We start from the raw sequence: 25,613 nt of genomic DNA, 5'->3' as shown, positions 1-25,613 counted from the left end.
TCTATTGCTCCGTGCGCTCCGTCTTCCCTGGGTCTGGCCTCCCGGCACCCGCGCTCTTGCGCATCCGTTCCGCCAGCTCTTGCACTTCTAAAACCCTAGCCTCGTCGGGCGTGGGCGCGCTGCCGCCGAGTCGCCGCGGCACCCAGAACTGACCGGCAGGATGCGGGTAGTCCTGCTGCACCTGAGCCAGCAGCGGTGCCATTCGCTCACGCAATCGGGCGCTGAGCGCCGCGGCGTCACCGGTCGGGGCCAGCGGTTCGCCCACCAGGACGGTGATCGGAATCTTGCTGCGCACCAACCGCGCCCTCGGGTGACCCTTGGTCCACAGCCGGTGGGCCCCCCAGACGATCAGCGGGACGATCGGCACCTGCGCCTCCAGCGCCATGCGAGCCGCCCCGGACTTGAATTCCTTGAGTTCGAAGCTGCGGCTGATGGTGGCTTCGGGATAGACACCCACCACCTCGCCGGAGCGCAGCGCGGCCACCGCGTGGCGGTAGGCGTCGGATCCGGCCCCGCGGTCCACCGGGATGGTGCCGGTGTGGTGGATCAGATAGTTGACCACCCGCACCTGCTGCATTTCAGCCTTGATCATGAACCGCATCCGGCGTCCGCGGTGGTACGCCGCCAGCCCGGCCGGCAGGAAATCCACGTAGCCGGTGTGGTTGATCGCGATCACCGCACCGCCGTGGGCCGGGATGTGTTCCAGGCCGCGATAGTCGATCGTTGCGCCGGCGATCTTCACCGCGCTGCGCGCAGTGAGCTCCAGGGCTCGAAAGACCGGCTGCATGCCAGCTCTACTCCGCAGCGCCCGTCGGGCTCGGCGGCTGCTTCTGGCGGGCGGCCCGCTCCTGCGCTTTGCGCGCAGCTTCGGCGGCGTCCAGCTGGAGCGCCTCGGCAGGGGTGGGGGCGCTGCCGCCCAGGCGTTGCGGCACCCAGAACGCGCCGGCGGGATGTTCGGGGTAGGCGTCCTGCGCCTGCTCCAGCAGGTGCTGCATCCGGGTCTGCAACAGCGCGCGTAGGTCTTCGACCGGCAACGTCGGCGGTATCGGCTCGCCGATGGTCACCGAGACCGGCACCTTGGTGCGACCCAGTTGCTTCGGGTGGTCTTTGGTCCAGATCCGCTGGGCGCCCCACACGATGTGCGGGATGATCGGCACCTGCGCTTCGATCGCCATCCGTGCGGCGCCGCTCTTGAACTCCTTGAGTTCGAAGCTGCGGCTGATGGTCGCCTCGGGGTAGACCCCGACCAGTTCACCGGCCTTGAGCTTGTCGACGGCGATGGCATAGGACTCCGCGCCCCGGCTGCGGTCCACCGCGATGTGCCGGCAGCCGCGCATGATCGGGCGGGTGAAGCGGTTGTCGAACGTCTCCTTCTTGGCCATGAAGCGCACCCGACGCCGCGGCTTCGCGTCATAGGAGGCCACGCCGGCAAACAGGAAATCGAGATAGCCGGTGTGGTTGATCGCGATCACCGCGCCGCCGGTGGCGGGCAGGTGCTCTCGGCCGGTGACGGTGATCTTCAGGCCCTCATAACGCCACAACGTATGTGCAGCAGCAGCGACACTCCCGTACCAAGGCTCCACAGGGTCCAAGCCTAGGCGATGAGGTCGGCTTCCCCGCCGGTAAGCTCGCAGGGGATCTCTGTAAGCGTCGGGAGAAGGTACACGTGCAGGTCACCAGCGTCGGGCACGCCGGCTTCCGGATCGAGACCGCCGCAGGCAGCATCCTGTGTGACCCGTGGGTGAACCCGGCCTACTTCGCGTCGTGGTTCCCCTTCCCGGACAACTCCGCGCTGGATTGGGACACTCTCGGCGACTGCGACTACCTCTACATCTCGCACCTGCACCACGACCATTTCGACCCGCGGCACCTGGCGGCGCACGTCAACAAGGACGCGGTGGTGCTGCTGCCCGACTATCCGGTGCCCGACCTGCGCCGCGAGCTGGAGGCCCTGGGCTTTCACCGGTTCTTCGAAACCACCGATTCGCAGCGGCACACCGTGTCCGGCCCCAAGGGCGATCTGGATGTGATGATCATCGCGCTGCGCGCCCCGGCCGACGGTCCGATCGGTGACTCCGGGCTGGTGGTGTCCGACGGTGTGACCACCGTGTTCAACATGAACGACTCCCGCCCCACCGATCTGGACGTGCTGGCAGCCTTCGACGCGATCGACGTGCACCTGGTGCAGTACTCCGGGGCGATCTGGTACCCGATGGTCTACGACATGCCGGCGCGGGCCAAGGAGGCGTTCGGCACCCAGAAGCGCCAGCGGCAGATGGACCGCGCCCGCCAGTACATCGCCCACGTCGGAGCGACGTGGGTGGTGCCGTCTGCGGGTCCGCCATGTTTCCTGGATTCCGAGCTGCGTTACCTCAACGATGATCACGGCGATCCGGCCAACATCTTCCCCGACGAGATGGTGTTCTTGGACCAGTTGCGCCGCAACGGGCATGACCGCGGGCTGCTGATGATTCCCGGCAGCACCGCGAGCTTCACCGGGGCGCAACTGGATTCACTGAATCACCCACTGGAGGACGCTGACGTCGAGGCCATCTTCACCACTGGCAAGGCGGACTACATAGCCGCCTACGCCGACCGGATGGCGCCGGTGCTGGCCGCCGAGAAATCGTCCTGGGCGCCGGCGGCCGGTCCGGCGATGCTCGAGCCGCTGCGCACACTGTTCGAGCCGATCATGGCCCGCAGCAATGAGATCTGCGACGGCATCGGCTATCCGGTCGAGCTGGTGCTGGACGGGCAGGGCCACACCGAAACCGTGGTGCTGGACTTCCCCAAACGCATGGTGCGCGAGCCGATTCCCGGCGAGAAGTTTCGTTACGGCTTCGGTATTCCGCCCGAGCTGGTGCGGACCGTGCTGCGCGACGACGAACCGGACTGGGTCAACACCATCTTCTTGTCCACCCGATTCAGGGCTTGGCGGGTCGGCGGCTACAACGAGTACCTGTACACCTTTTTCAAGTGCCTCACCGAGGACCGGATCGTCTACGCCGAAGGCTGGTTCGGCGAGAGCCATGACGACTCGGCCACCATCACCCTGGGCGACTGGCAGATTCAGCGTCGCTGCCCGCACATGAAGGCCGACCTGTCGAAGGTCGGGGTGGTCGAGGGCGACACGCTGACCTGCAATCAGCACGGCTGGGAATGGGATCTCAAGTCGGGTCGCTGCCTGACCGCCAAGGGCCACGAATTGCGCTGCGAGAAGCTGTGAGCGGCAACTCCTACGACGACGGACTGGTGGTCCTGGACCGCCGGGCGATCACCTTGCGCCGCTATCACTTCCCCTCCGGGACCTCGAAAGTGATCCCGCTGTCGGCGATCCGCGGCTACCGCGCTGAACCGCTGGGCATGCTGACCCACCGATTCCGGATCTGGGGCAGCTCGGATCTGCGACGCTGGCTGCCGCTGGACATCAAGCGGCCGACGCGGTCCACCCTGATCACCCTGGACCTACACGGCGACCCGTGGCCGCGCCCGGCATTTACCCCGGCGGACCCGGACGCTTTTCGGGCGCTGCTCGACGAGCTTCTGGCAGCCCAGCGGTAGTTGCGCTACTCAGCGGTCAGCCAAGACCTGCTGAGCGGCGTTGTAACCGGGAATGAACGTGATCCCCGGCCCGCCGTGACAGCCTGCACTCCCCAGGTAGAGCCCGGCCACCGGTAGCGGCTGCCCGAGGAAACCCCGCGGCCCGGGCCGGTTGGGGCCGATCTGATCCGGGTTGAGCAGGCCGTGGCAGTAGTCGCCGCCGGGCGCACCGAACATGGTGCCCATATGCCGCGGGGTGAAGGTGGTGTGCCGGGTGATACTGCGCTCGAAATTCGGTGCCAGTCTGGTGATCTTGTCGATCACCCGCCGCCCCATCTCGACCTTCATCTCGCCGTAGTTGCCGTCCCCCTCGATGGGAAACCACAGCGCGAACGCCGACGCCGCGTGCTTGCCGGGCGGGGCCAGCTCGGGATCGTGCAGCGACGGGATCTGCAGCACCACGGTCGGATCGGCCGGGACGACGCCGCGGCGCGCGTCCTCCCACTGCTGCTGTACCTCTTCGGGTGTGCAGAAGATCCCCAACGAAGCCTGCATGGCCGGGTCGTTGAGTGCCTCGTAGGGGGCGGTGAACACCGGCGCCGCGTCCAGCGCGAAATGCATCTGCAGATAGCTGCCGCGGTGGTCGGTGCGGGCGTAGCGGGCGCGGATGTCCTCCGGGACCGAAGCGGCGTCGAGCAGTCCGGTGACCGTGACGTCGGGGGCGATCGCCGACACCACCACCGGTGCGCTCAGGGTGTCGCCGGATTCGGTCCGCACGCCGGCCACCGTCCCATCGGCGACAAGGATCTCCGACACCGCGGTGCGCAGCCGCAGCTGCCCGCCCAGACCGGTGAACGTGTCGCACAGGTGCCCGGTGAGTGCGCCGATTCCACCCCGCAGCTTCTTCATCAGCACGGTGTTCTCGTCGGGCACGCCCAGGCCGTAGGCCAGTGCCGCGGCACTGCCGGGGGTGGCCGGTCCGCGGTAGAGGGTGTTGACGGCCAGCACGGTGAAGGAGCCGCGCAGCGCCGCGTGCTTCTCCCGGTCGGGCAGGTAACGGTCCAGCACCTCGGTAACCGAACCGAACAACATGTCGTCGATAGCCGAACGCTCGAATTCATTTGTGGCGCAGGCATACATCTCGTCAAGCGATTTCGGTGGCCGACCCGCTTCGAAACGGCCCAGCGCCCGAGTGGGCGCCTGGCTCCAGCCCAGCAACCCGGCCATGCCGTTGACCGCCTCGGCGCCATGCACCTCGGACAGGTGGGTGAACAGCTTCATCGGGTCGGTGTACTGGATCAGCGGGTCGTCACCGACGCCGCGCATCGCCACCGACATGACCTCGAGGTCGATGCTCTCCAGACCGTCTAGGCCCAGCTCCGCGCTGACCGCGGCCGACGTGGGGAACTGCACCGAGCCGGCGATCTCGAACCGATAGCCGTCGAACAGTTCCACCGTGGAGGCCATCCCCCCGGCGTATCGACCGGCCTCCAGACACAGCGTGCGTAACCCCGCACGCTGCAGGATGAGCGCCGCGGCCAGTCCGTTGTGCCCAGCACCTATGACAATCGCGTCGTAGTCGGTCATCCATCCGCCCCTTCCCGCTTTCCGGGAACGCTGGCACGGGTGGATAGTTTTGTCAATATTGACGTAACTAAAGACTGCTCAGCGAGTCCAGCGCGGTACGGCACATCCGGGCCAGCTCCGCGAGCGAGCGGTCCGTACCCAGCATCCAGACCTCCATCGCGGCGAACACGGCGGCCGCGATGCAGCGGGCAGTCACGGCAACCCGCAGCGGGTCAGCGGACGCATTCCTCGTGGTGGCCCGCAGCCGCTCGGCCACCGCGTCGCCGAAATCGGTCTCCACCTGCCGAATATGACGCACGATGCGCTCCGGATCGAGCTCTTCTTCGCGCAGCGCGGCGATGCGAGTCACCGCCTCGACGTCGTAGGGAAAAGCGAAGATCGCCGCCTGAACCGCCTCGATCATCGGCTCGGCCGGCGGCCGGGCAGCCAGGGCGCTGCGGAACCACTGCAGCCCGGCGTCGTAGTCGGCGAACAACAGGTCGTGCTTGGAAGTGAAGTGCCGATAGAACGTTCGCAGCGACACCCCGGCATCGGTGGCGATCTGCTCGGCGGAGGTGTCCTCTACCCCCTGCGCCAGGAAGCGGACCAGCGCGGCCTGCCGCAACGCTTCGCGGGTGCGTTCGCTGCGCGCGGTCTGCGGGGCTCGTGGCATGCGCGTAAAGGTACCTCAGCGTCACACCGGTCAGGAATGTCATTATTGACAAAACTTGCTACGCATGGTGAGACTGACCGCATGATCTCGCTCATCGTGCATGCAGTGCTGGGCCTGGCAACCATCTGGTGGATTGTGGCATCCAATCGCGCGGTTTTCGCGAAACCCTCTGGGGGCGCCCCGTTCTCACCCCTGGAGATCGTGTACTACCTGATCGGCATCGCGTCGATCGTGCTGGGCTGGTACTTCAACATCCGCTTCGTCAACGAGTACGCGCACGGCCCCAACCACAATCCGATCTGGGGGCCGGGCAGCTGGACGCAGTACATCCAGCTGATGTTCACCAATCCGGCCGCCGGTTCGGCCAGCCAGGACTACACGATCATCAACGTCGTTCTGCTGCCGCTGTTCACCATCGTCGACGGCTACCGGCGTGGACTGCGGCGCCCGTGGCTCTACTTCGTGTCGAGTCTGTTCACCAGCTGCGCGTTCGCCTACGCCTTCTACTTCGCCACCATCGAACGCCAGCACCGGCACGCCAAAGCTGCGGCGTAGCGGCCGGCGACCCCGACCTCGCGCGATAGGCTGGCCGCGTCGAGGAGGAGGAATGTCGTGGCCAAGCCGGTGGCGGCGCGCGGCTCCGCGCGCGAGCGGGTGCTGCAGGCGGCCTTGGACCTGTTCATCGAACACAGCATCGGTGGCACATCCATGCAGATGATCGCCGACCGGCTGGGCGTGAGCAAACCCGCTGTCTACTACCAGTTCCGGTCCCGCGATGACATCGTCGTCGCGCTGGTAGAACCGATGTTCGACGACATCGTCCGGGTCATCAAGATCGCCGAGGCCATGCCGACCCGGCAGGGCCAGCGGGACGTGACCGTCAGTGGCGTCGTCGAACTCGCCGTCCGCTACCGCCGGCTCGCCTTCCTGTTCTACGACCGCGGCATGGAGCACGCGGTGCGGGCCCGCGACGACTTCATGGCCGTCAGTGACGCCGCGGCGGCCATCCTGCGGGGCCCCAATCCCGATGCCAGAACTCGGGTGATCACGACCACCCTGATGGCTGGAGCCTTCACCGCGGCAGCCGACCCCGAACTGGCAGACATCGCCGACGAACAGCTGCACGAGATCCTGCTGGACACGGCACGGCAGATCATGGCGTTACTGACCTAGAGGGTCAGGTCCAGTTCCACACCCCCATGTCGGCAGCGGGGTACTGCTCGCACACCTCGGTGGCCCGGGCAGCGACCCCGTGGTTGTTGAAGAACAACTTGGCCCAGTTCGGCCACGCGAAAGCGAGCTTCTCGTAATAGATGTCGGTGGCCAGGTTCTCCGAGTAGGCGCGACGGCCCGGGTAATCCATCGAGTAGAACCAGTGAATCCGGTCCTGCACCGCCTCATGGACCTGCGGGGACTTGTTGTTGTAGTCGATCATGTAGCGCTCGTAGTAGACCGGCGCGACATCGCGGGCGGCCGCCATGATCTGTTCGGCGGTGCAGGTGGTGTGCAGCATCCGGTTGGGAATCGGAAAGTTCTCCGTCGCATCCGCCGACGCAGTCCCCGCCGCGGCCATACCGGTCAGCAGCCCTACCGCCAGAGCCCAGCTCTTGCGGTTCATCGAATACCTCCAGCCTGTTCCAGAACGATCAGCTTGTCGGGGCAGTAGGTGCTCAACGCCGTATCGACGAACTGCCAGGCCTGCTGGGAGTTCACGCCCTTGATGTTCTTGCCGACGAAGGCCGCCGACTCGAAGGCGTCATGGTCGACGTCGTTGGTCAACCGTTTACAGGTGAGTTTGCCGAGCCGGGCGTTGTAGTCGCGCGCCCCGTAGATGCCGTAGCCATGCAATCGGCGGGCGAAATCGGTATCGACATCGGCGTGCGCGGGCACAGCGAACAGGATTGCCGCCGACACACCCGCCAACGCGCATGCGCCTCCGAACCTCATCACCAACCTCCCCGATGCGCTCCACCGCCGGACTCCACGAGGTCGTCGCTCGGGTTGCGCTGCAACGGCGCCGGCCAGGGTGCGGGCTTGGGACGCAGCCGCGGCACCTGCGGCCACCAGAACCATTTGCCGAGCAGAGTCGCGATCGACGGCGTCATGAACGAGCGGATGATCAGGGTGTCGAGCAACAGCCCCAAGCCGATGGTGGTGCCCACCTGACCGATCACGCGCAGTTCACTGATCGCCATCGTCATCATGGTGAAGGCGAACACCAGTCCTGCGGCGGTCACCACCGAGCCGCTGCCGCCCATCGCCCGGATCATGCCCGTGTGCAGCCCGGCGTGGATCTCCTCGCGCAGGCGAGAAACCAGCAAGAGGTTGTAGTCGGCACCCACCGCCAACAGGATGATCACCGCCATCGCCATCACCATCCAGTGCACCTGCAGCCCGATGATGTTCTGCCAGAGCAACACCGAGAGGCCGAAGGCGCTGCCGAGTGACACCACCACGGTGCCCACGATCACCAGCGCGGCCACCACGGCACGGGTGATGATCAGCATGATGATGAAGATCAGGCACAGCGCCGCGACGCCCGCGATCATCAGGTCGTAGTTGGAGCCCTCCTGCATGTCTTTGAACATCGCGGCGGTACCACCGACGTAGATCTTCGAGCCCTCCCAGGGGGTGGTCTTGATGGCCTCCTTGGCAGCGAGCTTGATCGCGTCGATGTGCTTGATGCCCTCTGCGCTCAGTGGATCGCCCTCGTGGTTGACGATGAACCGCACGGCACGCCCGTCCGGCGACACGAAACTCTTCATGCCACGCTGGAATTCGGCGTTGTCGAAGATCTCCGGCGGCAGATAGAACGAGTCGTCGTTGCGGGCCTTGTCGAAGGCCTCCCCCATCGCGGCGGGATCCCCTTGGGCTTCCTGCGCCTGCTTGGCCAGTCCGCTCTGGGTGGCGTAGGTGGCCTGCATCATGGCCTTGGCGTTCGTCATCATCTGGATCATCGGCGGCATCAGCGTGAGCATCTGCGGCAGTTGCGCCGCCATCGCGTCCATGTCCGGAACGATCTGCTTGAAGTTGTCGGTCATGGTGTCGACACCATCCATGGCATCGAAGACCGACCGCAGCGAGTGGCAGATCGGAATGTCGAAACAGTGCGGTTCCCAATAGAAGTAGCTTCGCATCGGCCGGAAGAAGTCGTCGAAGTTGGCGATCTTGTCGCGCAGTTCTTCGATGTCGTCGACCATCAGGTGCATCTTGCCGACCATGCGCCCCATGGTGGCGTTCATCTCCTCCATGAGCTCGATCATCTTCGTCATGGTGTCGATGTTGACCTGCATGTCCTCTGCTTGGGCCAACATGTCCGCCGTGCGATCTTCGTTGAACTTGCGGGTCATGTCCTGGCTGACCGCCTGCATGCCGAGCATGTAGCCGAAAGTGGAGTGTTCCATCGGAATACCCTGCGGCCGGGTGATGGACATGACGCGTGAGACACCCTCTACCCCGGTGACCCGCTTGGCGATTCGCTCGATCACCAGAAAGTCCCCGGAATTTCGAATGTCGTGGTCTGTTTCGATCATGAGCATCTCAGGGTTCATCCGCGCGGAGGGAAAGTGCCGGTCCGACGCCAGGAAACCCTGGTTGGCGGGTAGATCCGCGGGCATGTAGGCGCGATCGTTGTAGCCGGGCTTGTACCCGGGCAGGGCGAGGATGCCGACCAGTGCGGCCGCAGTCGCGGCGATCAGAATCGGTCCTGGCCAACGGCTCACGGCCGCACCGATTTTGCGCCAGCCGCGTCCCCTGTTGGCTCGCTTGGGTTCCAGCAGGGTGCCGAATCGCCCCGCCACCGCGATGACGGCGGACCCCATCGTCAGTGACGTGATGACGACGATGGTCATGCCGATCCCCAGGGGAATCCCCAACGACTGGAAGTAGGGCAACCGGGTGAAGTGCAGGCACAGCGTGGCGCCCGCGATCGTCATGCCCGAGCCGAGCACCACATGCGCCGTGCTGCGAAACATGGTGTAGTACGCCTGTTCCCGGTCCTCGCCCGCGCTGCGCGCCTCCTGATATCGGCCGATCAGGAAGATCGCGTAGTCGGTGGCGGCCGCGATAGCCAGTGTCACCAACAGACTGGTGGCGAAGGGCGACAGACCGATCAGACCGTGATAGCCCAGGAACGCCACGATGCCCCGAGCCGACGCCAGCCCGGTCACCACCATCGCCAGCGCCAGCGCCACGGTGGTGATCGATCGGTAGACCGTCAGCATCATGGTGATGATGACGACGAACGTCAGCGACTCGATCATGTGCATGCTGCGGGTGCCGGCCTTGTCCTGATCGGCCGCCAGCGCCGCACCGCCGGTCACATACGCCTTCACTCCCGGTGGCGCGGTAACACTGTCTACTGCTTGGTTGACCGCTCTGACCGATTCGTTGGCCAGCGCCTCACCCTGGTTTCCCGCGGTGTAGATCTGCACGTACGCGCTCTTGCCGTCCGGGCTCTGAGCTCCCGCGGCGGTCAGGCGATCACCCCAGAAATCCTGGATGTGTTCGACGTGGGTGGTGTCGGCCTTCAGTTTGTCGATGATCTGGTCGTAGTAATGGTGCGCGTCGGCACCCAGCGGCTCGTCGCCCTCGAGGACCAGCATGACCGAGCTGTTGGAGGTGAACTCCTTGAACACCTCGCCCTGACGTTTGACCGCGATCATCGAGGGCGCGTCGTCCGGGGTCATCTGAACCGCGGCCATCTCGGCGACCTTCTCCAGCTGGGGGACGGTCACGTTCGCCAGAACGATGATCCCGATCCAGCCCAGCATGATCGGAATAGCCAGTCGCCGAATCCATTTCGCCATCGCACCCGGCTTGGGATGCTCCGCGGCAGCGGGGATGGTCTCGGTGGGCGCCTCGGGCGGGAAGTTGTCCGCAGAAGTGCTCATGCAGATTTCACCAAGCAGAAGGTCAGGGCGCTGACGCCGGTGGCGGTTCGCTCGTCTTTGAGCTCGTTGTCGATGCTGATGCGGCAGCCCAGGGTGGAGCCTTTGCCCTGCGCGTAGAGGTTCGGCGATACCGCGGACAGCGTGGTGCTCAGGGTCACCGACCAGGGCAGTGTTGCGGCGTCGACATGCTGGGGCCTGCTGTCGAGATCGAGGTATCTGATGTCGGCCGTCGCGCCGGGTTCACCGAAGACCTCGTAGGTGACGACCTTCGGGTTGTACGGCTTGGTGTCGTCGACCTTGGTGCTGATCAGGTGCGAGTTGTCGCCCCCGAAATAGGTGCGCAACCGCAGCACGGTCAGCGTCCCGAGCACCACCACCGCCACGATGAGCAGCGGCATCCACGCCCGCCTCAGCGCCTTCACCGAGCGGATCCGACCTTGCCGGTGGCCTTGCTGACCACTACCAGGACATGGGTGTCGGCCGCGAACCGATTCGCGGTGGCGCCCAGTTCGGCGATCGCATCGAACAACGGGTGGTCCCCGGCCACGATTTCCGGCGCGTCAACCACATAAGCCGTGACGCCCGGGGACAGGGTGGCCTGATCAGAGCGGGAAAGCCTGTGCACCTGTCGGTTCAGCATCGGCGACGCCCTTTCAGTCCAGATCTGCGGTTAAGCGTGACGGAAAGCCAAGTTATACGATCAGTAAAGTAGAATCAAGCGATCGGTCAGCACAACCGTGCGGTGTGGCTCACGCCCGTGAACGGTCGACTCCGACAGCAGGGAGACATGCAGTGGCGAAGACGATGGCGCCGCGGGGATTCGCGCGGGAGCGCGTACTAGAGGCCGCGCAAGGGCTGTTCGCCGAGCACGGGGTGAGCGGCACCTCGCTGCAGATGATCGCCGACCGATTGGGCGTCAACAAGTCCGCGGTGTACTACCAATTCCACTGCAAGGACGACATCGTCGTCGAGGTGTTTCGCCCGGTGTTCGAGGACATCGCCCGGGTGGTCGCCATCGTCGAGGCCATCGACTCCCGCGAGGTTCAGCGCGAGGCCACCATCAGCGGCATCATCGAACTGGCAGTGCGGCACCGTCGCACCACGGCCTTGGTCCACACCGATCCCGCCGTGGTGGGAGTCGTCGAGGCCATCGGAGACTTCCGGGACGCCTCCCGGCGCTTGCAGGCCATCCTGGCGGGACCACAGCCCGACCCAGCCACCCTCATCGCGATCGCGGTTCTGGTGCCCGGAATTCTCGGCGCGGCAGCCGATCCCGCGGTGTCGGACATCCCCAACGAGGAACTGCACCGGATGCTGTTGGACTGCTCGCGGCGACTCTTCACCGCCTGACGCGGCCGCCGGTCAGGAGCCGGCCGGCTCCAGCACCTCCACGCCCACGTAGGGCACCAGCGCCTGCGGCACCCGCACACTGCCGTCGGGCTGCTGGTGGTTCTCCAGGATGGCCACCAGCCACCGGGTGGTGGCCAGGGTGCCGTTGAGGGTGGCCGCGGTCTGCGGCTTGCCGTTCTCGTCGCGGTAGCGGGTCGCCAGCCTGCGGGCCTGGAAGGTGGTGCAGTTCGACGTCGACGTCAGCTCCCGGTACGTGCCCTGGGAGGGCACCCACGCCTCACAGTCGAATTTGCGGGCGGCCGAGGACCCGAGATCGCCTGCGGCGACGTCGATCACCCGGTAGGGCACCTCGATACGGGCCAGCATCTCGCGCTGCCAGCCGAGCAGCCGGTCGTGTTCGGCTTCAGCGTCCTCGGGCCGGCAGTAGACGAACCCCTCGACCTTGTCGAACTGGTGCACCCGAATGATGCCGCGGGTGTCCTTGCCGTAGCTGCCGGCCTCCCGGCGAAAGCACGACGACCACCCGGCATAGCGCAGCGGCCCGGCCGACAGGTCGAGGATCTCGTCGGAGTGGTAGCCGGCCAGCGGCACCTCCGAGGTGCCCACCAGGTAGAGGTCGTCTGCCTCGAGCCGATAGATCTCGTCGGCGTGCGCGCCCAGAAATCCGGTGCCGGACATGACTTCGGGACGGACCAGCGACGGGGTGATCATCGGGGTGAACCCGTTGTCGACCGCCAGGCGCACGGCCAGCTGCAACAGGCCGAGCTGCAGCAGCGCGCCGCGGCCGGTCAGGAAGTAGAACCGCGAGCCGGAGACCTTGGCTCCGCGCCCCATGTCGATCAGGCCCAGCGCCTCACCGAGCTCGAGGTGGTCGCGCGGATTCTCGATCGCCGGCGGCTCGCCGATCACGTCCAGCACCGCGAAGTCGTCCTCGCCGCCCGACGGCACCCCGTCGATCACCACGTTGGCGATCGCCATGTGCGCCCCGGTGAACGCCGCCTCAGCCTCGCCCTGGGCGGACTCGGCGGCCTTGACCTGCTCGGCCAGCTCCTTGGCCCGCGCCAGCAGGGCCGGGCGTTCCTCCGGCGATGCCGCCCCGACCGACCGGCTGGCCGCCTTCTGGTCGGCACGCATCGAGTCCGCCGCCGCGATGGCGGCACGGCGTGCGGTGTCGGCGGCCAGCAAGGCGTCCACCAGGGCCGGGTCCTCACCGCGACCCACCTGGGAGCGGCGGACACGGTCGGGATCTTCACGCAGCAGCTTCAGGTCGATCACGGCAAAACCCTACAACCTGGCCGGCTGCATCACTTTCGCATCATTTGTCACGCGCTCGCGGCTGCCTGTCAGAATGGACCCGATGTCAGAGGCAGCCGACCAGGAGAATCCACCCGCCAAGCGGGTGTCTTGGCGACGCACGCTCCAAGCCGCCCCGACCCGCCGTGCCCTGTTGCTCACCGCGCTGGGTGGGCTGCTGATCGCCGGTTTGATCACGGTTGTTCCCGTCGTCGGCGAGGGCCCCGGGGGGCTGCTGGGCCATCTGAACGCCGAGCCGGCGCCGGGGGCGGGCGGCAAGGGCACCGGGCCGGGACTGGGACTCGGCACGGTCAAGGGCAACGAAGCGATCGACCACGCGGTTGCCGGCGACTGCCTGAACTGGCCGGAGAACGACTTGGACGCGGCGACGATCGTCAGCTGCGCCGACGAGCACAAGTTCGAGGTGGCCGGCCCGGTGGACATGAAGATGTTCCCGGGCGCCGAATACGGTCCCGACGCCCCACCGCCGTCGATGGCCCGCATCGAGCAGATCACCCAGGAGCAGTGCGAGTCGTCGGTGCGCCGCTACCTCGGCGCCAAGTTCGACCCGCACAGCAAGTTCGTCGCCAGCATGTTGTGGGCCGGTGAACGCGCGTGGCGCCAGCACGGTGAGCGCCGGATGTTGTGCGGCCTGCAACTGCCCGGCGTGGGCGGCCGGCAGACCGCGTTCGTAGGCAAGGTCGCCGACATCGACCAGTCCAAGGTCTGGCCGCCGGGCACCTGCCTGGGCATCGATCCGGCCACCAACCAGCCCAACGACGTTCCGGTCGACTGCGCGGCGCCGCACACCAAGGAGGTCACCGGCACGGTCAATCTGACCGAGCGGTTCCCCGACGCGCTGCCCCCCGAGGCCGAGCAGGATGCGTTCATCAAGGACTCCTGCACCCGGCTCACCGACGCCTACCTGGACCCGGTGCAGCTGCGCGACACGACGTTGACGTTGACCTACGCCACCGTCTCCCTGCCCAGCTGGTCGGCGGGCAGCCGCGAGGTGGCCTGCAGTCTGGGCGCCACGCTGGGCAACGGTGGCTGGGCGGCGCTGATCAACAGTGCCCGCGGATCGCTGCTGATCAACGGCCAGCCCCCGATCCCGCCGCCGTCGATCCCCGCGGAACGCCTGAACCAACTGCCGGCCGGTAGCCAGCCGCGGTGAGTGTCGCGATGGACCCGCGCCGGTTCGACGATCTCGTCTCCGACGCGCTCGACCTGATCCCGGCGGAGCTGGCGGCGGCCTTCGACAACGTGGTGATCCTGGTGGAGGGCCGCAACGCCGAGGAGCCCGATCTGCTCGGGCTCTACGAGGGGGTCGCGCTGACCGAGCGCGATTCGAGCTATGCCGGCTCACTGCCGGACACCATCACCATCTACCGGGATGCGCTGCTGGAGATGTGCGAGTCCGACGACGAACTCGTCGAGGAGGTCCGAATCACGGTGATCCACGAGATCGCCCATCACTTCGGTATCGACGACGACCGGCTGCACGAACTGGGTTGGAGCTGACTGCCCTCGACGCGGCGCGCCGGAACGAGCCTGTCGGCGCGCAGTGCTATGAACGATCCATGGACGACCACTGCCGAGACTGCCGGGCGGGCCTGGAGCACTGCCACGGCACACTCATCCACCACGTCCAGCAGCCCGCGGAGTGCACCGAGGACGGCTGCCCCGGCGAGGTGCTGCCGCACTCGTTCGCCCTGGACTGCGAGGCGGTCGGCTGCCGCTGCGCGCAGGTATACGCGCTGGCGGTCTAGCCCATCGGGTCGGTGTCGGAGCGCAACGCGTCGCCGACCGGGTCCGGGTGCGGTTCGGGATAGAACGGCGGCGTCAGCGAACCCCACTGCACGCAGCTCCATCGGCCGTCGGTGATCGGGGCCAGCACCACGGCGGTGGCGTTCTCCAGGTGGTTCTCCAGCACGAAGCTGCCGTCCACCCCCGCCAACGTCGCTGCCGCCAGGCGGATCGCCGCGCCGTGGCTGACCACGACGATGTCCCCGGTCCAGTCGTCGTCGTCGAGGTAACGCATCCGCAGGTCGGTGACGACCGGTAGGTAGCGGTCGAGCACCTGCTCGGCCGTCTCGCCGCCGGGCAACGCGACGCCGGGCTCGCCGGAGTGCCAACGCTGATAGATCGCGTTGAACTCGGCGATCGCGTCGTCGTCACTGCGGTTCTCCAGTGCGCCGGCCTGCACCTCGTGGATGCCATCGAGTGCCCGGGCGGTCACGCCGAGCCGGCCGCTGATCTCCGCGGCGGTCTGAACCGCGCGGGTGGCCACCGAATGGGCGACCAGCATCGGGCGGTGGATGCCTTCGGCTGCGAACGCCCGGGCCTGATCGCGGCCCAGCGGAGTCAGTTCCGAACCGGGCGGGCGGGTGTCGAGTCGACGGTCGACATTGCCGTAAGACTGGCCGTGGCGCAGCAGCACCAGCCGCCCGCTCACGACGCCGCCTCGCTTCGGCCCGCCGGCTCGATGGGCCAGGAGCCCAGGTAGCGAACGTCCGCGCAGCTGCGGCGCAGCGCCGCCAGCGCCTCGGCGACCGCGTCGTCGTCGATGTGTCCGACGCAGTCCAGGAAGAACAGGTAGGTGCCCAGCTCGGTCCGGGTCGGGCGGGATTCGATGCGAGTCAGATCGATACCGCGACTTCCGAACTCCGTCAGGGCCGCCGCCAGGGCGCCGGGCGCATTGTCCAGACGCAGCACCACCGACGTTCGGTCGGCGCCGGTACGCACCGGTGGCGGCGCCGGGGCGCCCACCAGCACGAAGCGCGTGCGGGCATTGGGTTCGTCGATGACGCCCTCGGCCAGCGTCACCAAACTCCGCTGCTTGGCAGCCAGCGCGGTGCTCACCCCGGCATCCACCTCACCGGCGCAGACCTGCTGCGCGGCAGCGGCATTGGAATTGGCCGGCACGACCTGGGCCTGCGGCAGGTGCTGGGCCAACCAGCGCCGAACCTGGGCGCCAGCAACCGGGTGAGCGGCCACCGTGCGAATGTCCGCCTCGCCACGTCCCGGCGCGACAACCACCGAGAACGAGACGTTCAAGGCGGTTTCGGCGAATATCTGCAACGGCGAGCCGACCGCAAGCCCGTCCAGGGTGGGTGTCACCCCGCCCTCAATCGAGTTCTCGATCGGCACACACGCGTAGTCGGTGGCACCGGTGCGCACGGCGTCGAGAGCGGCCGGGGTGCTCTCGGCCGGCACCGGTTGAGGGTCGGCGCCGGGAACCCGTCCGGCGCCGGTCAACGCGAGCAGCGCCGCTTCGGTGAAGGTCCCCGCCGGGCCGAGATAGCTGATGCGGGTCACCGGACAACCCTATCGGCCGCGACCGTCCGACGCGCTCACCGGCGGCGCGGGCGTGCTGCCAGGTTCACATTCGACCCTCGAACGTGCCGCCACCGTCACGTTCGGCGGCGGTGGCACCCGCGATCGGATTCCGCAATTCCTGTTGCGCCCACCCGAGTCATTAATTAAGTTAGGCTTACCTCACTTCGAAAGGTGATCGATGGCCACGACTACAGCAGCAACCGTCCCGACGTCCGCCGAGCGGATTCGCAGCGCCTGCATCCGGGGTCAAGCCCTCGTGGCGATCGCCGACGCCGCCGACGCCGCGCCCGTCAACGCACCGGTCTGCCACCTGCTGCGAGATGGATCCGTGGTGGTCGCGGTCCCCGTCGAGGACCCGGTCGCGCAGGCCGCCGAGTCCGGCGTGCAGGCGATGCTCGAGCTGACCGATCACGCGCCGTTGCGACTGCGCGAACGCGTGCGTGCCCTGGCCTGGCTCCGGGGCCTGCTGCGCCCGGTGCCCGACCGTGAGATCTCCGTGCTGCTCGACCGGATCGCGGCGGTCGACCCGAACCCTGCTCTGCTCCAGGTCGTCTCGCCTCGCTCGGCGTCGCGTGGCCGCGATATCGGTGCACCCGACGACAGTGATTCCGACGTCGACTACGCACTGCTGCGGCTGACGCCCGAGTCGGCAGTGCTGGCCGACGCCACCGGAGCCGAGGCGGTCGACGTACGTGAGCTGCTGGCAGCCCGTCCCGACCCGTTCTGCGCGATCGAGGCGCATTGGCTGCAGCACCTCGACTCGGCGCACCCTGAGATGGTCGCCCGGCTCGCCGCCGCGAAACTGCCGCCACAGCTGCGGCGTGGCCAGGCCCGTCCGCTTGCCGTGGACCGCTACGGCATGTGGCTGCGGGTAGAGGCCCCCGACGGGGACCGCGATGTCCGACTGAGCTTCCCGCAGCCGGTCGAGGATGTGCTGAGCCTGAACCGGGCCGTGCGCGCACTGATGGGCTGCCCGTTTCTCAACGGGCTGCAGGCCCGACGCCAGGAGCAGTAGCGGCGATCGCAAGCGCGGCGAAGCCGGGCGCAGCAGGTCGCCGCCAGAAGCAGTAGCTACCGTGGCGAGGTGACCGACCTGCAGGCCCCGCGGCGCGCACTGCGCCTGGAGATCCTGCTGGTCCTGGCCGTCACCTATGGGCTGAGCGCCGTCACCGCGATTCTGCAGCTCGCCGACGCGGTGCTGCGTGACCTCAGCGCCCAGCGGATCGCCCTCAACCCTCGCAGGTCCTATTTCGATCTGATCGACCTCGGCCTCAACGCCGCCTGGGCCGCACAACTGATCGCCTGGGGCGCGCTGGCGCTGTACCTGCTGTGGCGCAGCGGAATCGGACCCGCCCGTATCGGGCTGGGCGGGTGGCCCCGCCGCACCGACCTGGCCGGCGCACTCGGCCTGGCGGCCCTGATCGGACTGCCCGGACTGGGCCTGTACCTGCTGGCCCGAATCCTGGGGCTCAACGCCGACGTCATTCCCGCGGCGATCAACGACAGCTGGTGGCGTGCGCCGATGCTGATCGTGATCGCGTTCGCCAACGGGTTCGCCGAGGAAGTGATCGTGGTCGGCTACCTGTTGACGCGGCTACGGCAGCTGCGGGTGTCGCCGTGGGTGGCGCTGGCCTGTTCCGCGCTACTGCGCGGCGCCTACCACCTTTATCAGGGGTTCGGCGCCGGGCTGGGCAACATCGCGATGGGCCTGGTGTTCGGCTACACCTGGCAGCGCAGCAGGCGGCTGTGGCCGCTGATCCTGGCGCATGCCCTGATCGACACGGTGGCCTTCGTCGGGTACGCGCTGTTCGCCGACAAGCTGGGCTGGTTGCGCTGAGCGCTACGGCAGCCCGCGCAGACCTCAGCCCGCGGCCCGGGTCACCGTGACGGTGATGGTGCCGGCGCCCGCGTTGGATTCGATGACCAGCACCGAGGCGTTGTCCGCCGAGACGACCTGCCCGCCGGTGACGTTCACCTGGTAGCCGTCCGGGAACTGGATGTCCGGGATCGAGATCCGGGTCTCCGACCCGGCGTCGAAGCTGCCCCCGCCACCGGCCATCGCCGTGGAGTAGCTGAAGGAGAAGACCCCGTTCTCGAACGACCAGCTGTTCGGGATTCCGGCGATCACCTGGGGGTAGGGCTGGGCCAGCGTCGCCACGATGGCCTCGTTCACGTTGTCGCCGGTCGGCGGCACGCTGGGGTCGTGCACCAGCGAGCCCGTGTCGTTGTAGCCCCAGTACAGCCAGCCGAACTTGTGCGGGTTGATCGAGTTCAGCTGGCTGGCGATGGTGTCGGTGTTACCGGTGGCGCCGAACTCGGTGACCACGCCGGGAACGCCGTAGCGGTCGACGTAGCGCTGGGCGTTTTCCATCATCATCCCGTCCCAGAGCGAGCAGCCGGCGGAACTTCCGGCGCCCAGGGCGTCGAAGATGCAGTAGTCGTGGAAGGAGAACACGGCGTTGTCGTCGTCGACCCCGCCCATGTTGATGCCCGCGGTGGCATTGCCGAACAGCACATTCGGCTCGTAGTACACCGTGGTGTTCGGGTCCACTGACCGGATTGCCGAGATCACCTGGTCGTAGAACGGCGTCAGTGACTGGTTGTCGAAGTGCGAGTTGCCGAGCAGGCTGCCCAACCACGAGGAGCCGGCCCACGGCTCGTTCATGATCTCGTAGCCGGCCACGCCGGGCGTGCCACCCATATAGTCGGCGACGGTCTGCCACATCCGGGCGTAGTAGTTCTGCAGCCCGATACCGTCCACCTTCTCGTTGGCCCAGAACGCATCCCAGGCCTGGTTCTGCGCCGGGTTGAGTGCGTAGGCGAACGGGAACGGCTGCGTGGTGTCGTTGTCGTCCGGGTTGAACATCGTCGCCCAGTCCGGCGCGCCGTGCCCACCGATCTCCACACCGTAGAGATCCTGGTGCATGTCGAGGATGCTGACGATGCCGTGCGACTTGAGGATCGCGATGGTCTCCCGGACCGAATCGAGGTAGGCCCAGTTGTACACCCCAGGTTGGGGTTCAATCTGGTCCCAATACAGGCCCACCCGCACCGCGGTGAATCCGTTGGCAGCCAGGAACGCCGCATCGTCGGCGCCGAAACCGTCGCCGCCGGGCGTGAACGGCGGCGACTTGTACACCTGATTGACGCCCTGCAGGATGACGACTCGTCCGTCGTTGTCGACGATCCAGCCGCCGGCGGTGCTGAGTTCGGCCGGTCCCTTCTCCGGAGCCCCGTCCAGCGTGCCGAAGTGGCCAACCGCGCCATGGGTGCCCAGCGAGCCGGCCAGGCCGCCGGCACCGCCCAGGGCGGGCAGATCCCCCTGGCCCAGGTAGACGCCGTCGCCGCCGTCACCGCCGGCGCCACCGCCGCCGAACCAGATCGACCCGTTGCCGCCGTCACCGCCGTTGCCACCCAGGTGGGTGCCGTCGCCGCCGTCGCCGCCCGCCCCGCCGATACCGAGCATCCACCCGCGTCCGTCGCCACCTGCTCCACCGATGCCACCGTTGACGCCGTCGCCACCCGCACCACCGGCGCCACCGACGCCCATGTACCACCCGCCGACGCCGCCGGCACCACCACTGCCGCCTTCACCGCCTTCGCCGCCGGCGCCACCGTTGCCGAAGAACCCGGCCGATCCGCCGGCTCCACCGGTACCACCGACCTCGGTGTTGTCCCAGCCGGCCCCGCCGTCACCGAACAACCAACCGCCCGCACCACCGGCGACATGCTCGGCCGTACCGTCCGCGCCATCGCCGATCATCAGGCCCAGACCCAGTGCCCCACTGATCTGGTTGTACACATCGACGACCGGTGCCATCAACGAGTTGCTGACCAGCCAGTCGATACCGGTGTACAGCGGGTTGTAGACCCAGTTCTGGACCAACGCCGCAACGTCGGGGTACAGCAGGTTCTCCAGGGCCGATGACGCAGCCGCGGACCCGGCGAACGCATCCCAGGCCGCCGGACTGAACACCGCATCCCAGTCCAGGCCGCCGGTGGTGGTGTCCATAAACGGCGCCAGCACCTGGTCGAACATGTCCTCGAAGCCCTCAGCGGACGCCGCCGGCGCAGCAGCCAACGGCATCACTCCGAACGCCAGAAACGCCCCCACTGCCGTGCCCAGCCCGGCGACCCGGCGGTTCCGCTTCGTGCTGCACTGACGAGTCATCTGCGGGTAGACCTCTCTCCACAATCGCGGCGACAACGTGGACAAGATAACGATTTCTTCGGAAAATTTCTAACAATCCCTGAGAAAAACGTGGCGCGTCGGCCATGAACTGTGATGTTCGGCGCCCACCGGCCAGGTCAGCGCGCTGGGGAGATCGCCCCGACGGCGCGTGATACGTAGATTGGGCGAGTGAACGGCGATCGCGGGCCGGGTCAGCCCTGGCACACTCCTCCGCCGCGCCGTGAGCCGCCGCCGCTGTTGTACCGCGTCCCGCAGGGCCGGCCGGCCTCGCCGACGCCGCCACCGCGAGCCATCCCGAGGCAGGTGCCCCGCCCCGCACCACGCGTCGCGGAACCGCGTCACCGCCCGGCGCCTCCGCCCGCGCCGCGTCCGCCGGCGCCGCGCCCACCCGTTTCGCGCCGGCGGCGATCCTGGCCGCGCCGACTGGCAGTGCTGGCTGTGCTGGTGGTGTTGCTCGGGGCAGCGGGTTCGGTGGGCGCCGCAGCCTGGCTCGACACCGCGCTGCAGCGAACCGCGGCGTTCTCCGATTACGCCGACCGCGCGGCGCCGGGCCGCGGGACGACGTGGCTGCTGGTCGGTTCCGACAGCCGTGCCGATCTCACGATGCAGGAGCAGCGGGACCTGAGCACCGGCGGGAACATCGGCGATGGACGCACCGACACCGTGCTGCTCGTCCACCTGCCGGGCGCGGGATCAGCGTCACCGGCCACCGTGGTGTCGATCCCCCGCGACTCCTACGTCATGATTCCCGGCTACGGCAAAGACAAGATCAACGCCGCGTACCCCCTCGGCGGCGCTCCCCTGCTGACCCGGACGGTGGAGCAGGCCACCGGCCTGCGCCTGGACCACTATCTGGAGATCGGATTCGGCGGTTTCGCCACGCTCGTCGACGCCCTCGGCGGCGTGACTTTGTGCCCGGACGAACCGATCGACGATCCGCTGGCCGGACTGAGTCTGCCGGCCGGCTGCCAAAAACTGGCCGGGGCGACCGCGCTGGGCTATGTGCGTAGCCGGGCCACACCGCGCGCCGACCTGGATCGGATGGCCCACCAGCGACTGTTCCTGTCGGCGCTGCTCGCCCGCGTCGCCGATCCGGCGGTCTGGCTCAATCCGCTGCGCTGGTACACCGTGCCGCACGCCGCCGCACACGCAATGACCGTCGACGCCGACTCGGGCGTCCTGGACCTGGCAGGCCTGGGCTGGGCCCTGCGCGGTGCCACCACCACGCTGACCGTGCCGATCGGTGAATTCATCACGACCGACGCCGGCGACGCGGTGGTGTGGAACCACGTCCAGGCCGACCGATTATTCGAAGCATTGCGTAGCGATACACCACTCACGTCGAGCTTCGATAATTGAGTCAAACCTAATTTCCGCGCACGATTGCGCTATTTCAGCCTACCCTATCTTTACTTAGGCAATGCTGACCTGAGTAAGCCTCGCCTTGGATGCAAACCACCGCTGACCAGGGGTAGCATCGCGTTCATGATCGAGACCGACAGCCACAAGACGAAATTCCACGCGCTGCTTCAAGAGCAGATCTACCACGAATTCACCGCGGCGCAGCAATACATCGCGGTTGCGGTTTATTTCGATGGTGAAGATTTACCACAATTGGCGAAGTTCTTTTACGCCCAAGCCGTCGAGGAACGCAACCACGCGATGATGCTGGTGCAGTACCTGCTCGACCGCGACATTCGCGTGGAGATACCCGGCGTCGACGCGGTGCGTAACCAATTCGACGCCCCGCGGGATGCGCTGGCGCTCACGCTCGAACAGGAGCGCACCGTCACCGAACAGATCAGCCGGCTGACCAGCGCCGCGCGCGACGAGGGCGATCACCTCGGCGAACAATTCATGCAGTGGTTCCTGCGCGAGCAGGTCGAGGAGATGGCCCTGATGACCCGGCTGCTCCGAGTCGCCGACCGCGCCGGGCACAACCTGTTCGAATTGGAGACCTTCATCGCACGCGAGATCACGGTGGGCCAAGAGACCGGCGCGCCGCGTATCGCCGGCGGGTAAACCCCCTCACCCGCTGATCAGCCCGTCCGCAACCGCGCCTTGGTTCGGGCGGGCTGATTCGTTGCGATCCACGCGACCCCGACATCGCGACAGAAGTCGACATCCTCGTTGCGGTCGACGGTCCAGCAGTACAGCGCGCGGCCCCGCGCAGCAGCCTGATCCACCAACTCCGGATGCTCCCGCAGCGTCTCGATCGACGGACCGATCGCCGTGGCACCGACCGTCGTCGCCGCGCCGCCGCCCAGATAACGGGCACCCGACCCGAGCAGCACCGTCGGAAGTAGGGGCGCGGCCCGGCGAATCCGCCATACCGCCGCTGCGGAGAACGACATCACCACCGCACGCGACCGCGAGGCCGATGCCGGTGCGGCGAGCCCGAATCGCTGCAGTAACCCCAGCACCTCACGCTCGACCATCGAGCCGTATCGCACCGGATGTTTGGTCTCGATGAAGATCTTCACCGGCCGGTGCCAGTCCAGGACCAACGCAACCAGCGCATCGAGGGTGAGCAGGCCCGTGTCGCCGAAGCCGTCGAGGTCCGGTGAACCGTTTCGCCCGCCGCGGTGCCAAGCGCCGTAGTCCAGGCGCTGCAACTGCGACAACGTCATCTCGCTGACCACCCCGGCCCCACTGGACGTCCGATCCACCCGACGGTCGTGCACGCAGACCAGGTGACCGTCACTGGTCAGCCGCACATCGCATTCGACACCGTCGGCCCCCTCCTGCAACGCCAAGTCGTAGGCGGCCAGGGTGTGTTCCGGACGGTCGATAGACGCACCCCGGTGTGCGACCACGAACGGGTGTTCCGAGACGACATCGCCGGCCGGTGTCATGGGCTTATGCTGCCGGTTCCCGCCCGTCGGGCTCACGAACCGGGGCCGGTGTCGTGGCTTCGTCCGGCTTCGCCGCGGCCGCCGCAGGGGGAGGCGATTCGGCGGCGGTATCGCGGCCATCGCCCACCACCACCCAGTGGTGGGCCGGGCGCCCCATCGAGCGACGCTCGAATCCCTCGACCACCCGTGCTGCAGTCACCACTGCGGCCAGGCCGAGAAGGTACGCCACCACCGTCGCCACCATGTTGTTGGCAATGCCCTGGGCCCCGTCGGCCCAACTGGTGGCGGTGGCGAAGATCGCGACGGCGGTGCTAGCCGCCCACACCGCCCACCACACCACGATGGGTTTGCGCAGCCGGTCCAGGCGGCCCTCCCGCTTGGCCAGCTCCATGACAAAGACCGGCGCCCAGGCCAGGTTGACCACCGGCACCAGACACCCAGCCCACACCGCCCAAGCCGGGCGCGTCTCGGGCAGATGCAATCGGGCGAAGGTCACCGAACGACGGGCGAGCAGCCACCTGGTCAGCACCACGGCACAGGTGACCACCGCCGCGATCGCGGCGAGTCCGGCCAGCCGGCCCAGCCACACCGCGCCGCCGGCAACCAGGGGATTCAGCAGCATGGTGCGATTGACGATCATCAATACATAGATCAAGACGTGCACCAGGGCCGCCACGCCCAGCGCGGCGATCGCGGCCGCGAGCGTCTTCTCCAGCGTGCGCGCCGTGGGCGCCACCCGCTCCCCCGTTTTCGACTGTGCCGCAGCGCGAATCGGGCCGCCCATCAGAGTCCAGCGGGGCATCACCGAGTAACGCGGGGTGGGTCCGAGAGGACGCCGGGCAGGCGCCTGCGGCGGCGGCGGGCCGGGCCGTACTGCGATCCAGCGGTAACCGGGTCCCAGCCGCGGCGGCGCTTCCCCGGCTGGTGGCGGCGGCACAGGGGGCCCGGGTTGGGTCCACTGCAGCTCGGCTTCTTGCTCGGGTGTCAACGGCGCCCACAGCGCACCGTTGCAGCGTGGGCACCAGGCCCGCTGGCGGTCGCGCACGTTCCACCGCGTGTTGCAGCGGGAACACACCTGGATCACGGCACCAGCCTAGCGGCGACCGCAAGGTCGGCGGAGCCGACCGCAGTCGGGTCGACGCCATCAACACCGCGGCGACCGCAAGGTCGGCGGAGCGACGGCCAGCGCCGGCGGGAATTGCGGGCGAAGACGTTCCTTGCCGCCCGCCTGGGCTCCGACAGCTACCAACAGCTATCCACAGTTTCCACAGGTTTATCCACACACCCATCGACAGCCACACGCGGCGTGATGTGCTTCTTATATACCGAAAGACGCATTGGTTGTGGATAACGCAGCGTCGTCGAAGCGAACCGATTAACAGCGCCGAGCGAAATCGCTTGATCGGCTAAGCAGCCATGCGCTGCAGCGATCAGCGATATCAAATCCCCCCGGAACGCATCCGTGCAGGTAAGTCGGGTTATCGCATCGAATTTTTCCACTGGGCGCACAAAGCGCTATGATCGCCGTCACAGAACTGATGTGATGCGCCTCACGGGGGTGGGCGCGCGGTGAAGTTGGGGGCACAGGGATGTTGAGGGCAGGGGAATGACGGCACGCCCGATCGGACCCGGATCCGTCGCAACAGCGACCGGATGGCATGCGGGATCGTCCACCTACAAGCGCGCCTATCTGCTGGCGTCATTGCGCGCGGGAGTGATTGCACTGGTGCTGCTGTCATTCCTGCTTGCGCTCGTCCTGACCTGAACCTCAGCCCGAGCATTGTGATCGGCTGACGCGGTGGGTCAGCTCGGCCCGTTGTTGCGGTACACCCAGTGTTGGAGCAATGTGGGTGAAGGTGGCCCGATCACACCGCGACCGTGCTGGCAGTGGGGTGCCGCTAGACCGTCAACGC

At 67.4% G+C, this 25,613-nt stretch carries 28 protein-coding genes; 13 read left to right on the top strand and 15 right to left on the bottom strand.

Annotation, left to right across the window (positions count from 1 at the left end):
* Nucleotide 1 precedes the first annotated feature (1 nt).
* The gene (locus tag ACJH5R_RS18045) at nucleotides 2–787 is read right to left on the bottom strand and encodes a lysophospholipid acyltransferase family protein (protein WP_406756700.1); all 786 of its coding nucleotides are present in this window, start codon (nucleotides 785–787) and stop codon (nucleotides 2–4) included.
* Between the two features lie 7 nt (nucleotides 788–794).
* The gene (locus ACJH5R_RS18040; RefSeq protein ID WP_406756699.1) at nucleotides 795–1,583 is read right to left on the bottom strand and encodes a lysophospholipid acyltransferase family protein; all 789 of its coding nucleotides are present in this window, start codon (nucleotides 1,581–1,583) and stop codon (nucleotides 795–797) included.
* An 83-nt stretch (nucleotides 1,584–1,666) separates the two neighbouring features.
* Here ACJH5R_RS18040 and ACJH5R_RS18035 point away from each other — a divergent pair, with 83 nt between their 5' ends.
* Both ACJH5R_RS18035 and ACJH5R_RS18030 read left to right on the top strand, forming a co-directional pair.
* Nucleotides 1,667–3,226 carry a Rieske 2Fe-2S domain-containing protein gene (locus ACJH5R_RS18035; protein ID WP_406756698.1) on the top strand — a complete coding sequence of 520 codons (1,560 nt, stop codon included), beginning with the start codon at nucleotides 1,667–1,669 and terminating at the stop codon, nucleotides 3,224–3,226.
* Nucleotides 3,223–3,561, top strand: coding sequence for a hypothetical protein (locus tag ACJH5R_RS18030; RefSeq protein WP_406756697.1), 339 nt, complete (start codon nucleotides 3,223–3,225; stop codon nucleotides 3,559–3,561). Before ACJH5R_RS18035 ends, ACJH5R_RS18030 begins: the two co-directional genes overlap by 4 nt.
* Before the next feature lie 9 nt (nucleotides 3,562–3,570).
* Here ACJH5R_RS18030 and ACJH5R_RS18025 read toward each other — a convergent pair whose 3' ends face one another.
* Nucleotides 3,571–5,127: a phytoene desaturase family protein gene (locus ACJH5R_RS18025; protein WP_406756696.1), complete on the bottom strand. Its 1,557-nt coding sequence runs from the start codon at nucleotides 5,125–5,127 to the stop codon at nucleotides 3,571–3,573.
* A 67-nt stretch (nucleotides 5,128–5,194) separates the two neighbouring features.
* Entirely contained in the window at nucleotides 5,195–5,779 is a 585-nt protein-coding gene (locus ACJH5R_RS18020; RefSeq protein WP_406756695.1) for a TetR/AcrR family transcriptional regulator, read from the bottom strand.
* 81 nt (nucleotides 5,780–5,860) lie between these two features.
* Between ACJH5R_RS18020 and ACJH5R_RS18015 the strand changes: the two genes are divergently transcribed.
* Nucleotides 5,861–6,334 (top strand): DUF2834 domain-containing protein, encoded by a 474-nt coding sequence (locus ACJH5R_RS18015; RefSeq protein ID WP_406756694.1) that lies wholly within the window; start codon nucleotides 5,861–5,863, stop codon nucleotides 6,332–6,334.
* Between the two features lie 57 nt (nucleotides 6,335–6,391).
* A complete protein-coding gene (locus ACJH5R_RS18010) occupies nucleotides 6,392–6,952 on the top strand; it encodes a TetR/AcrR family transcriptional regulator (RefSeq protein ID WP_406756693.1) in 561 nt (186 codons plus the stop codon).
* A gap of 4 nt (nucleotides 6,953–6,956) precedes the next feature.
* Here ACJH5R_RS18010 and ACJH5R_RS18005 read toward each other — a convergent pair whose 3' ends face one another.
* From ACJH5R_RS18005 to ACJH5R_RS17985, 5 genes are read right to left on the bottom strand one after another with little or no spacing between them, the layout of a single operon-like run.
* Nucleotides 6,957–7,397, bottom strand: coding sequence for a DUF5078 domain-containing protein (locus tag ACJH5R_RS18005; RefSeq protein WP_406756692.1), 441 nt, complete (start codon nucleotides 7,395–7,397; stop codon nucleotides 6,957–6,959).
* Nucleotides 7,394–7,726 carry a DUF732 domain-containing protein gene (locus ACJH5R_RS18000; protein ID WP_406782512.1) on the bottom strand — a complete coding sequence of 111 codons (333 nt, stop codon included), beginning with the start codon at nucleotides 7,724–7,726 and terminating at the stop codon, nucleotides 7,394–7,396. Before ACJH5R_RS18000 ends, ACJH5R_RS18005 begins: the two co-directional genes overlap by 4 nt.
* Nucleotides 7,726–10,671, bottom strand: a complete 2,946-nt coding sequence (locus tag ACJH5R_RS17995) for an RND family transporter (protein ID WP_406782511.1) — start codon at nucleotides 10,669–10,671, stop codon at nucleotides 7,726–7,728. The genes ACJH5R_RS18000 and ACJH5R_RS17995 overlap by 1 nt, the downstream gene beginning before the upstream one ends.
* A complete protein-coding gene (locus tag ACJH5R_RS17990) occupies nucleotides 10,668–11,093 on the bottom strand; it encodes an MmpS family transport accessory protein (protein WP_125078644.1) in 426 nt (141 codons plus the stop codon). The genes ACJH5R_RS17995 and ACJH5R_RS17990 overlap by 4 nt, the downstream gene beginning before the upstream one ends.
* The gene (locus tag ACJH5R_RS17985; protein WP_406782510.1) at nucleotides 11,090–11,311 is read right to left on the bottom strand and encodes a hypothetical protein; all 222 of its coding nucleotides are present in this window, start codon (nucleotides 11,309–11,311) and stop codon (nucleotides 11,090–11,092) included. The genes ACJH5R_RS17990 and ACJH5R_RS17985 overlap by 4 nt, the downstream gene beginning before the upstream one ends.
* Nucleotides 11,312–11,463: 152 nt before the next feature.
* Here ACJH5R_RS17985 and ACJH5R_RS17980 point away from each other — a divergent pair, with 152 nt between their 5' ends.
* Complete coding sequence (locus tag ACJH5R_RS17980) at nucleotides 11,464–12,021, top strand: TetR/AcrR family transcriptional regulator (RefSeq protein WP_406756689.1); 558 nt, start codon at nucleotides 11,464–11,466, stop codon at nucleotides 12,019–12,021.
* A 12-nt stretch (nucleotides 12,022–12,033) separates the two neighbouring features.
* Here the strand turns inward: ACJH5R_RS17980 and serS are convergent, their stop codons facing one another.
* The gene (gene serS / locus ACJH5R_RS17975) at nucleotides 12,034–13,296 is read right to left on the bottom strand and encodes a serine--tRNA ligase (RefSeq protein WP_406756688.1); all 1,263 of its coding nucleotides are present in this window, start codon (nucleotides 13,294–13,296) and stop codon (nucleotides 12,034–12,036) included.
* An 82-nt stretch (nucleotides 13,297–13,378) separates the two neighbouring features.
* Between serS and ACJH5R_RS17970 the strand changes: the two genes are divergently transcribed.
* The 3 genes from ACJH5R_RS17970 to ACJH5R_RS17960 are packed head-to-tail and all read left to right on the top strand — an operon-like array spanning nucleotide 13,379 to nucleotide 15,083.
* Nucleotides 13,379–14,488 carry a septum formation family protein gene (locus ACJH5R_RS17970; protein WP_406756687.1) on the top strand — a complete coding sequence of 370 codons (1,110 nt, stop codon included), beginning with the start codon at nucleotides 13,379–13,381 and terminating at the stop codon, nucleotides 14,486–14,488.
* Nucleotides 14,485–14,835 carry a metallopeptidase family protein gene (locus ACJH5R_RS17965; RefSeq protein WP_406756686.1) on the top strand — a complete coding sequence of 117 codons (351 nt, stop codon included), beginning with the start codon at nucleotides 14,485–14,487 and terminating at the stop codon, nucleotides 14,833–14,835. Before ACJH5R_RS17970 ends, ACJH5R_RS17965 begins: the two co-directional genes overlap by 4 nt.
* Before the next feature lie 59 nt (nucleotides 14,836–14,894).
* Nucleotides 14,895–15,083 (top strand): hypothetical protein, encoded by a 189-nt coding sequence (locus tag ACJH5R_RS17960; RefSeq protein ID WP_406756685.1) that lies wholly within the window; start codon nucleotides 14,895–14,897, stop codon nucleotides 15,081–15,083.
* Here the strand turns inward: ACJH5R_RS17960 and ACJH5R_RS17955 are convergent.
* Together ACJH5R_RS17955 and pheA are read right to left on the bottom strand one after the other, a co-directional pair.
* Nucleotides 15,080–15,769: a histidine phosphatase family protein gene (locus ACJH5R_RS17955; protein WP_406756684.1), complete on the bottom strand. Its 690-nt coding sequence runs from the start codon at nucleotides 15,767–15,769 to the stop codon at nucleotides 15,080–15,082. The two genes, ACJH5R_RS17960 and ACJH5R_RS17955, sit on opposite strands and share 4 nt — an antisense overlap.
* The gene (gene pheA / locus ACJH5R_RS17950) at nucleotides 15,766–16,632 is read right to left on the bottom strand and encodes a prephenate dehydratase (protein WP_406756683.1); all 867 of its coding nucleotides are present in this window, start codon (nucleotides 16,630–16,632) and stop codon (nucleotides 15,766–15,768) included. The genes ACJH5R_RS17955 and pheA overlap by 4 nt, the downstream gene beginning before the upstream one ends.
* Nucleotides 16,633–16,831: 199 nt before the next feature.
* Here pheA and ACJH5R_RS17945 point away from each other — a divergent pair, with 199 nt between their 5' ends.
* Entirely contained in the window at nucleotides 16,832–17,668 is an 837-nt protein-coding gene (locus ACJH5R_RS17945) for a DUF2470 domain-containing protein (protein WP_406782509.1), read from the top strand.
* A 69-nt stretch (nucleotides 17,669–17,737) separates the two neighbouring features.
* Nucleotides 17,738–18,490 carry a CPBP family intramembrane glutamic endopeptidase gene (locus ACJH5R_RS17940; RefSeq protein ID WP_406782508.1) on the top strand — a complete coding sequence of 251 codons (753 nt, stop codon included), beginning with the start codon at nucleotides 17,738–17,740 and terminating at the stop codon, nucleotides 18,488–18,490.
* 24 nt (nucleotides 18,491–18,514) lie between these two features.
* On the opposite strand, the gene ACJH5R_RS17935 is transcribed toward ACJH5R_RS17940, so the two are convergent.
* Nucleotides 18,515–20,824, bottom strand: a complete 2,310-nt coding sequence (locus ACJH5R_RS17935; RefSeq protein WP_406782507.1) for a cellulase family glycosylhydrolase — start codon at nucleotides 20,822–20,824, stop codon at nucleotides 18,515–18,517.
* 189 nt (nucleotides 20,825–21,013) lie between these two features.
* Between ACJH5R_RS17935 and ACJH5R_RS17930 the strand changes: the two genes are divergently transcribed.
* Together ACJH5R_RS17930 and ACJH5R_RS17925 are read left to right on the top strand one after the other, a co-directional pair.
* On the top strand, nucleotides 21,014–22,204 hold the full coding sequence (locus tag ACJH5R_RS17930; RefSeq protein WP_406756679.1) for an LCP family protein: 1,191 nt from the start codon (nucleotides 21,014–21,016) through the stop codon (nucleotides 22,202–22,204).
* Between the two features lie 126 nt (nucleotides 22,205–22,330).
* Complete coding sequence (locus ACJH5R_RS17925) at nucleotides 22,331–22,867, top strand: ferritin (RefSeq protein WP_406756678.1); 537 nt, start codon at nucleotides 22,331–22,333, stop codon at nucleotides 22,865–22,867.
* Nucleotides 22,868–22,884: 17 nt separating this feature from the next.
* Here ACJH5R_RS17925 and ACJH5R_RS17920 read toward each other — a convergent pair whose 3' ends face one another.
* Nucleotides 22,885–23,700, bottom strand: a complete 816-nt coding sequence (locus ACJH5R_RS17920; protein WP_406782506.1) for a glycerophosphodiester phosphodiesterase — start codon at nucleotides 23,698–23,700, stop codon at nucleotides 22,885–22,887.
* A 4-nt stretch (nucleotides 23,701–23,704) separates the two neighbouring features.
* Nucleotides 23,705–24,784, bottom strand: a complete 1,080-nt coding sequence (locus ACJH5R_RS17915) for a DUF4328 domain-containing protein (protein ID WP_406782505.1) — start codon at nucleotides 24,782–24,784, stop codon at nucleotides 23,705–23,707.
* Nucleotides 24,785–25,306: 522 nt separating this feature from the next.
* Between ACJH5R_RS17915 and ACJH5R_RS17910 the strand changes: the two genes are divergently transcribed.
* Complete coding sequence (locus ACJH5R_RS17910) at nucleotides 25,307–25,465, top strand: hypothetical protein (protein ID WP_406756675.1); 159 nt, start codon at nucleotides 25,307–25,309, stop codon at nucleotides 25,463–25,465.
* Nucleotides 25,466–25,613 lie beyond the last annotated feature (148 nt).

It is taken from the genome of Mycobacterium sp. SMC-19 (assembly GCF_045310815.1).
GTDB lineage: Bacteria > Actinomycetota > Actinomycetes > Mycobacteriales > Mycobacteriaceae > Mycobacterium.
Note: the sequence above shows the minus strand (reverse complement) of the source record. Positions and strands in the feature narration are given on the sequence as shown.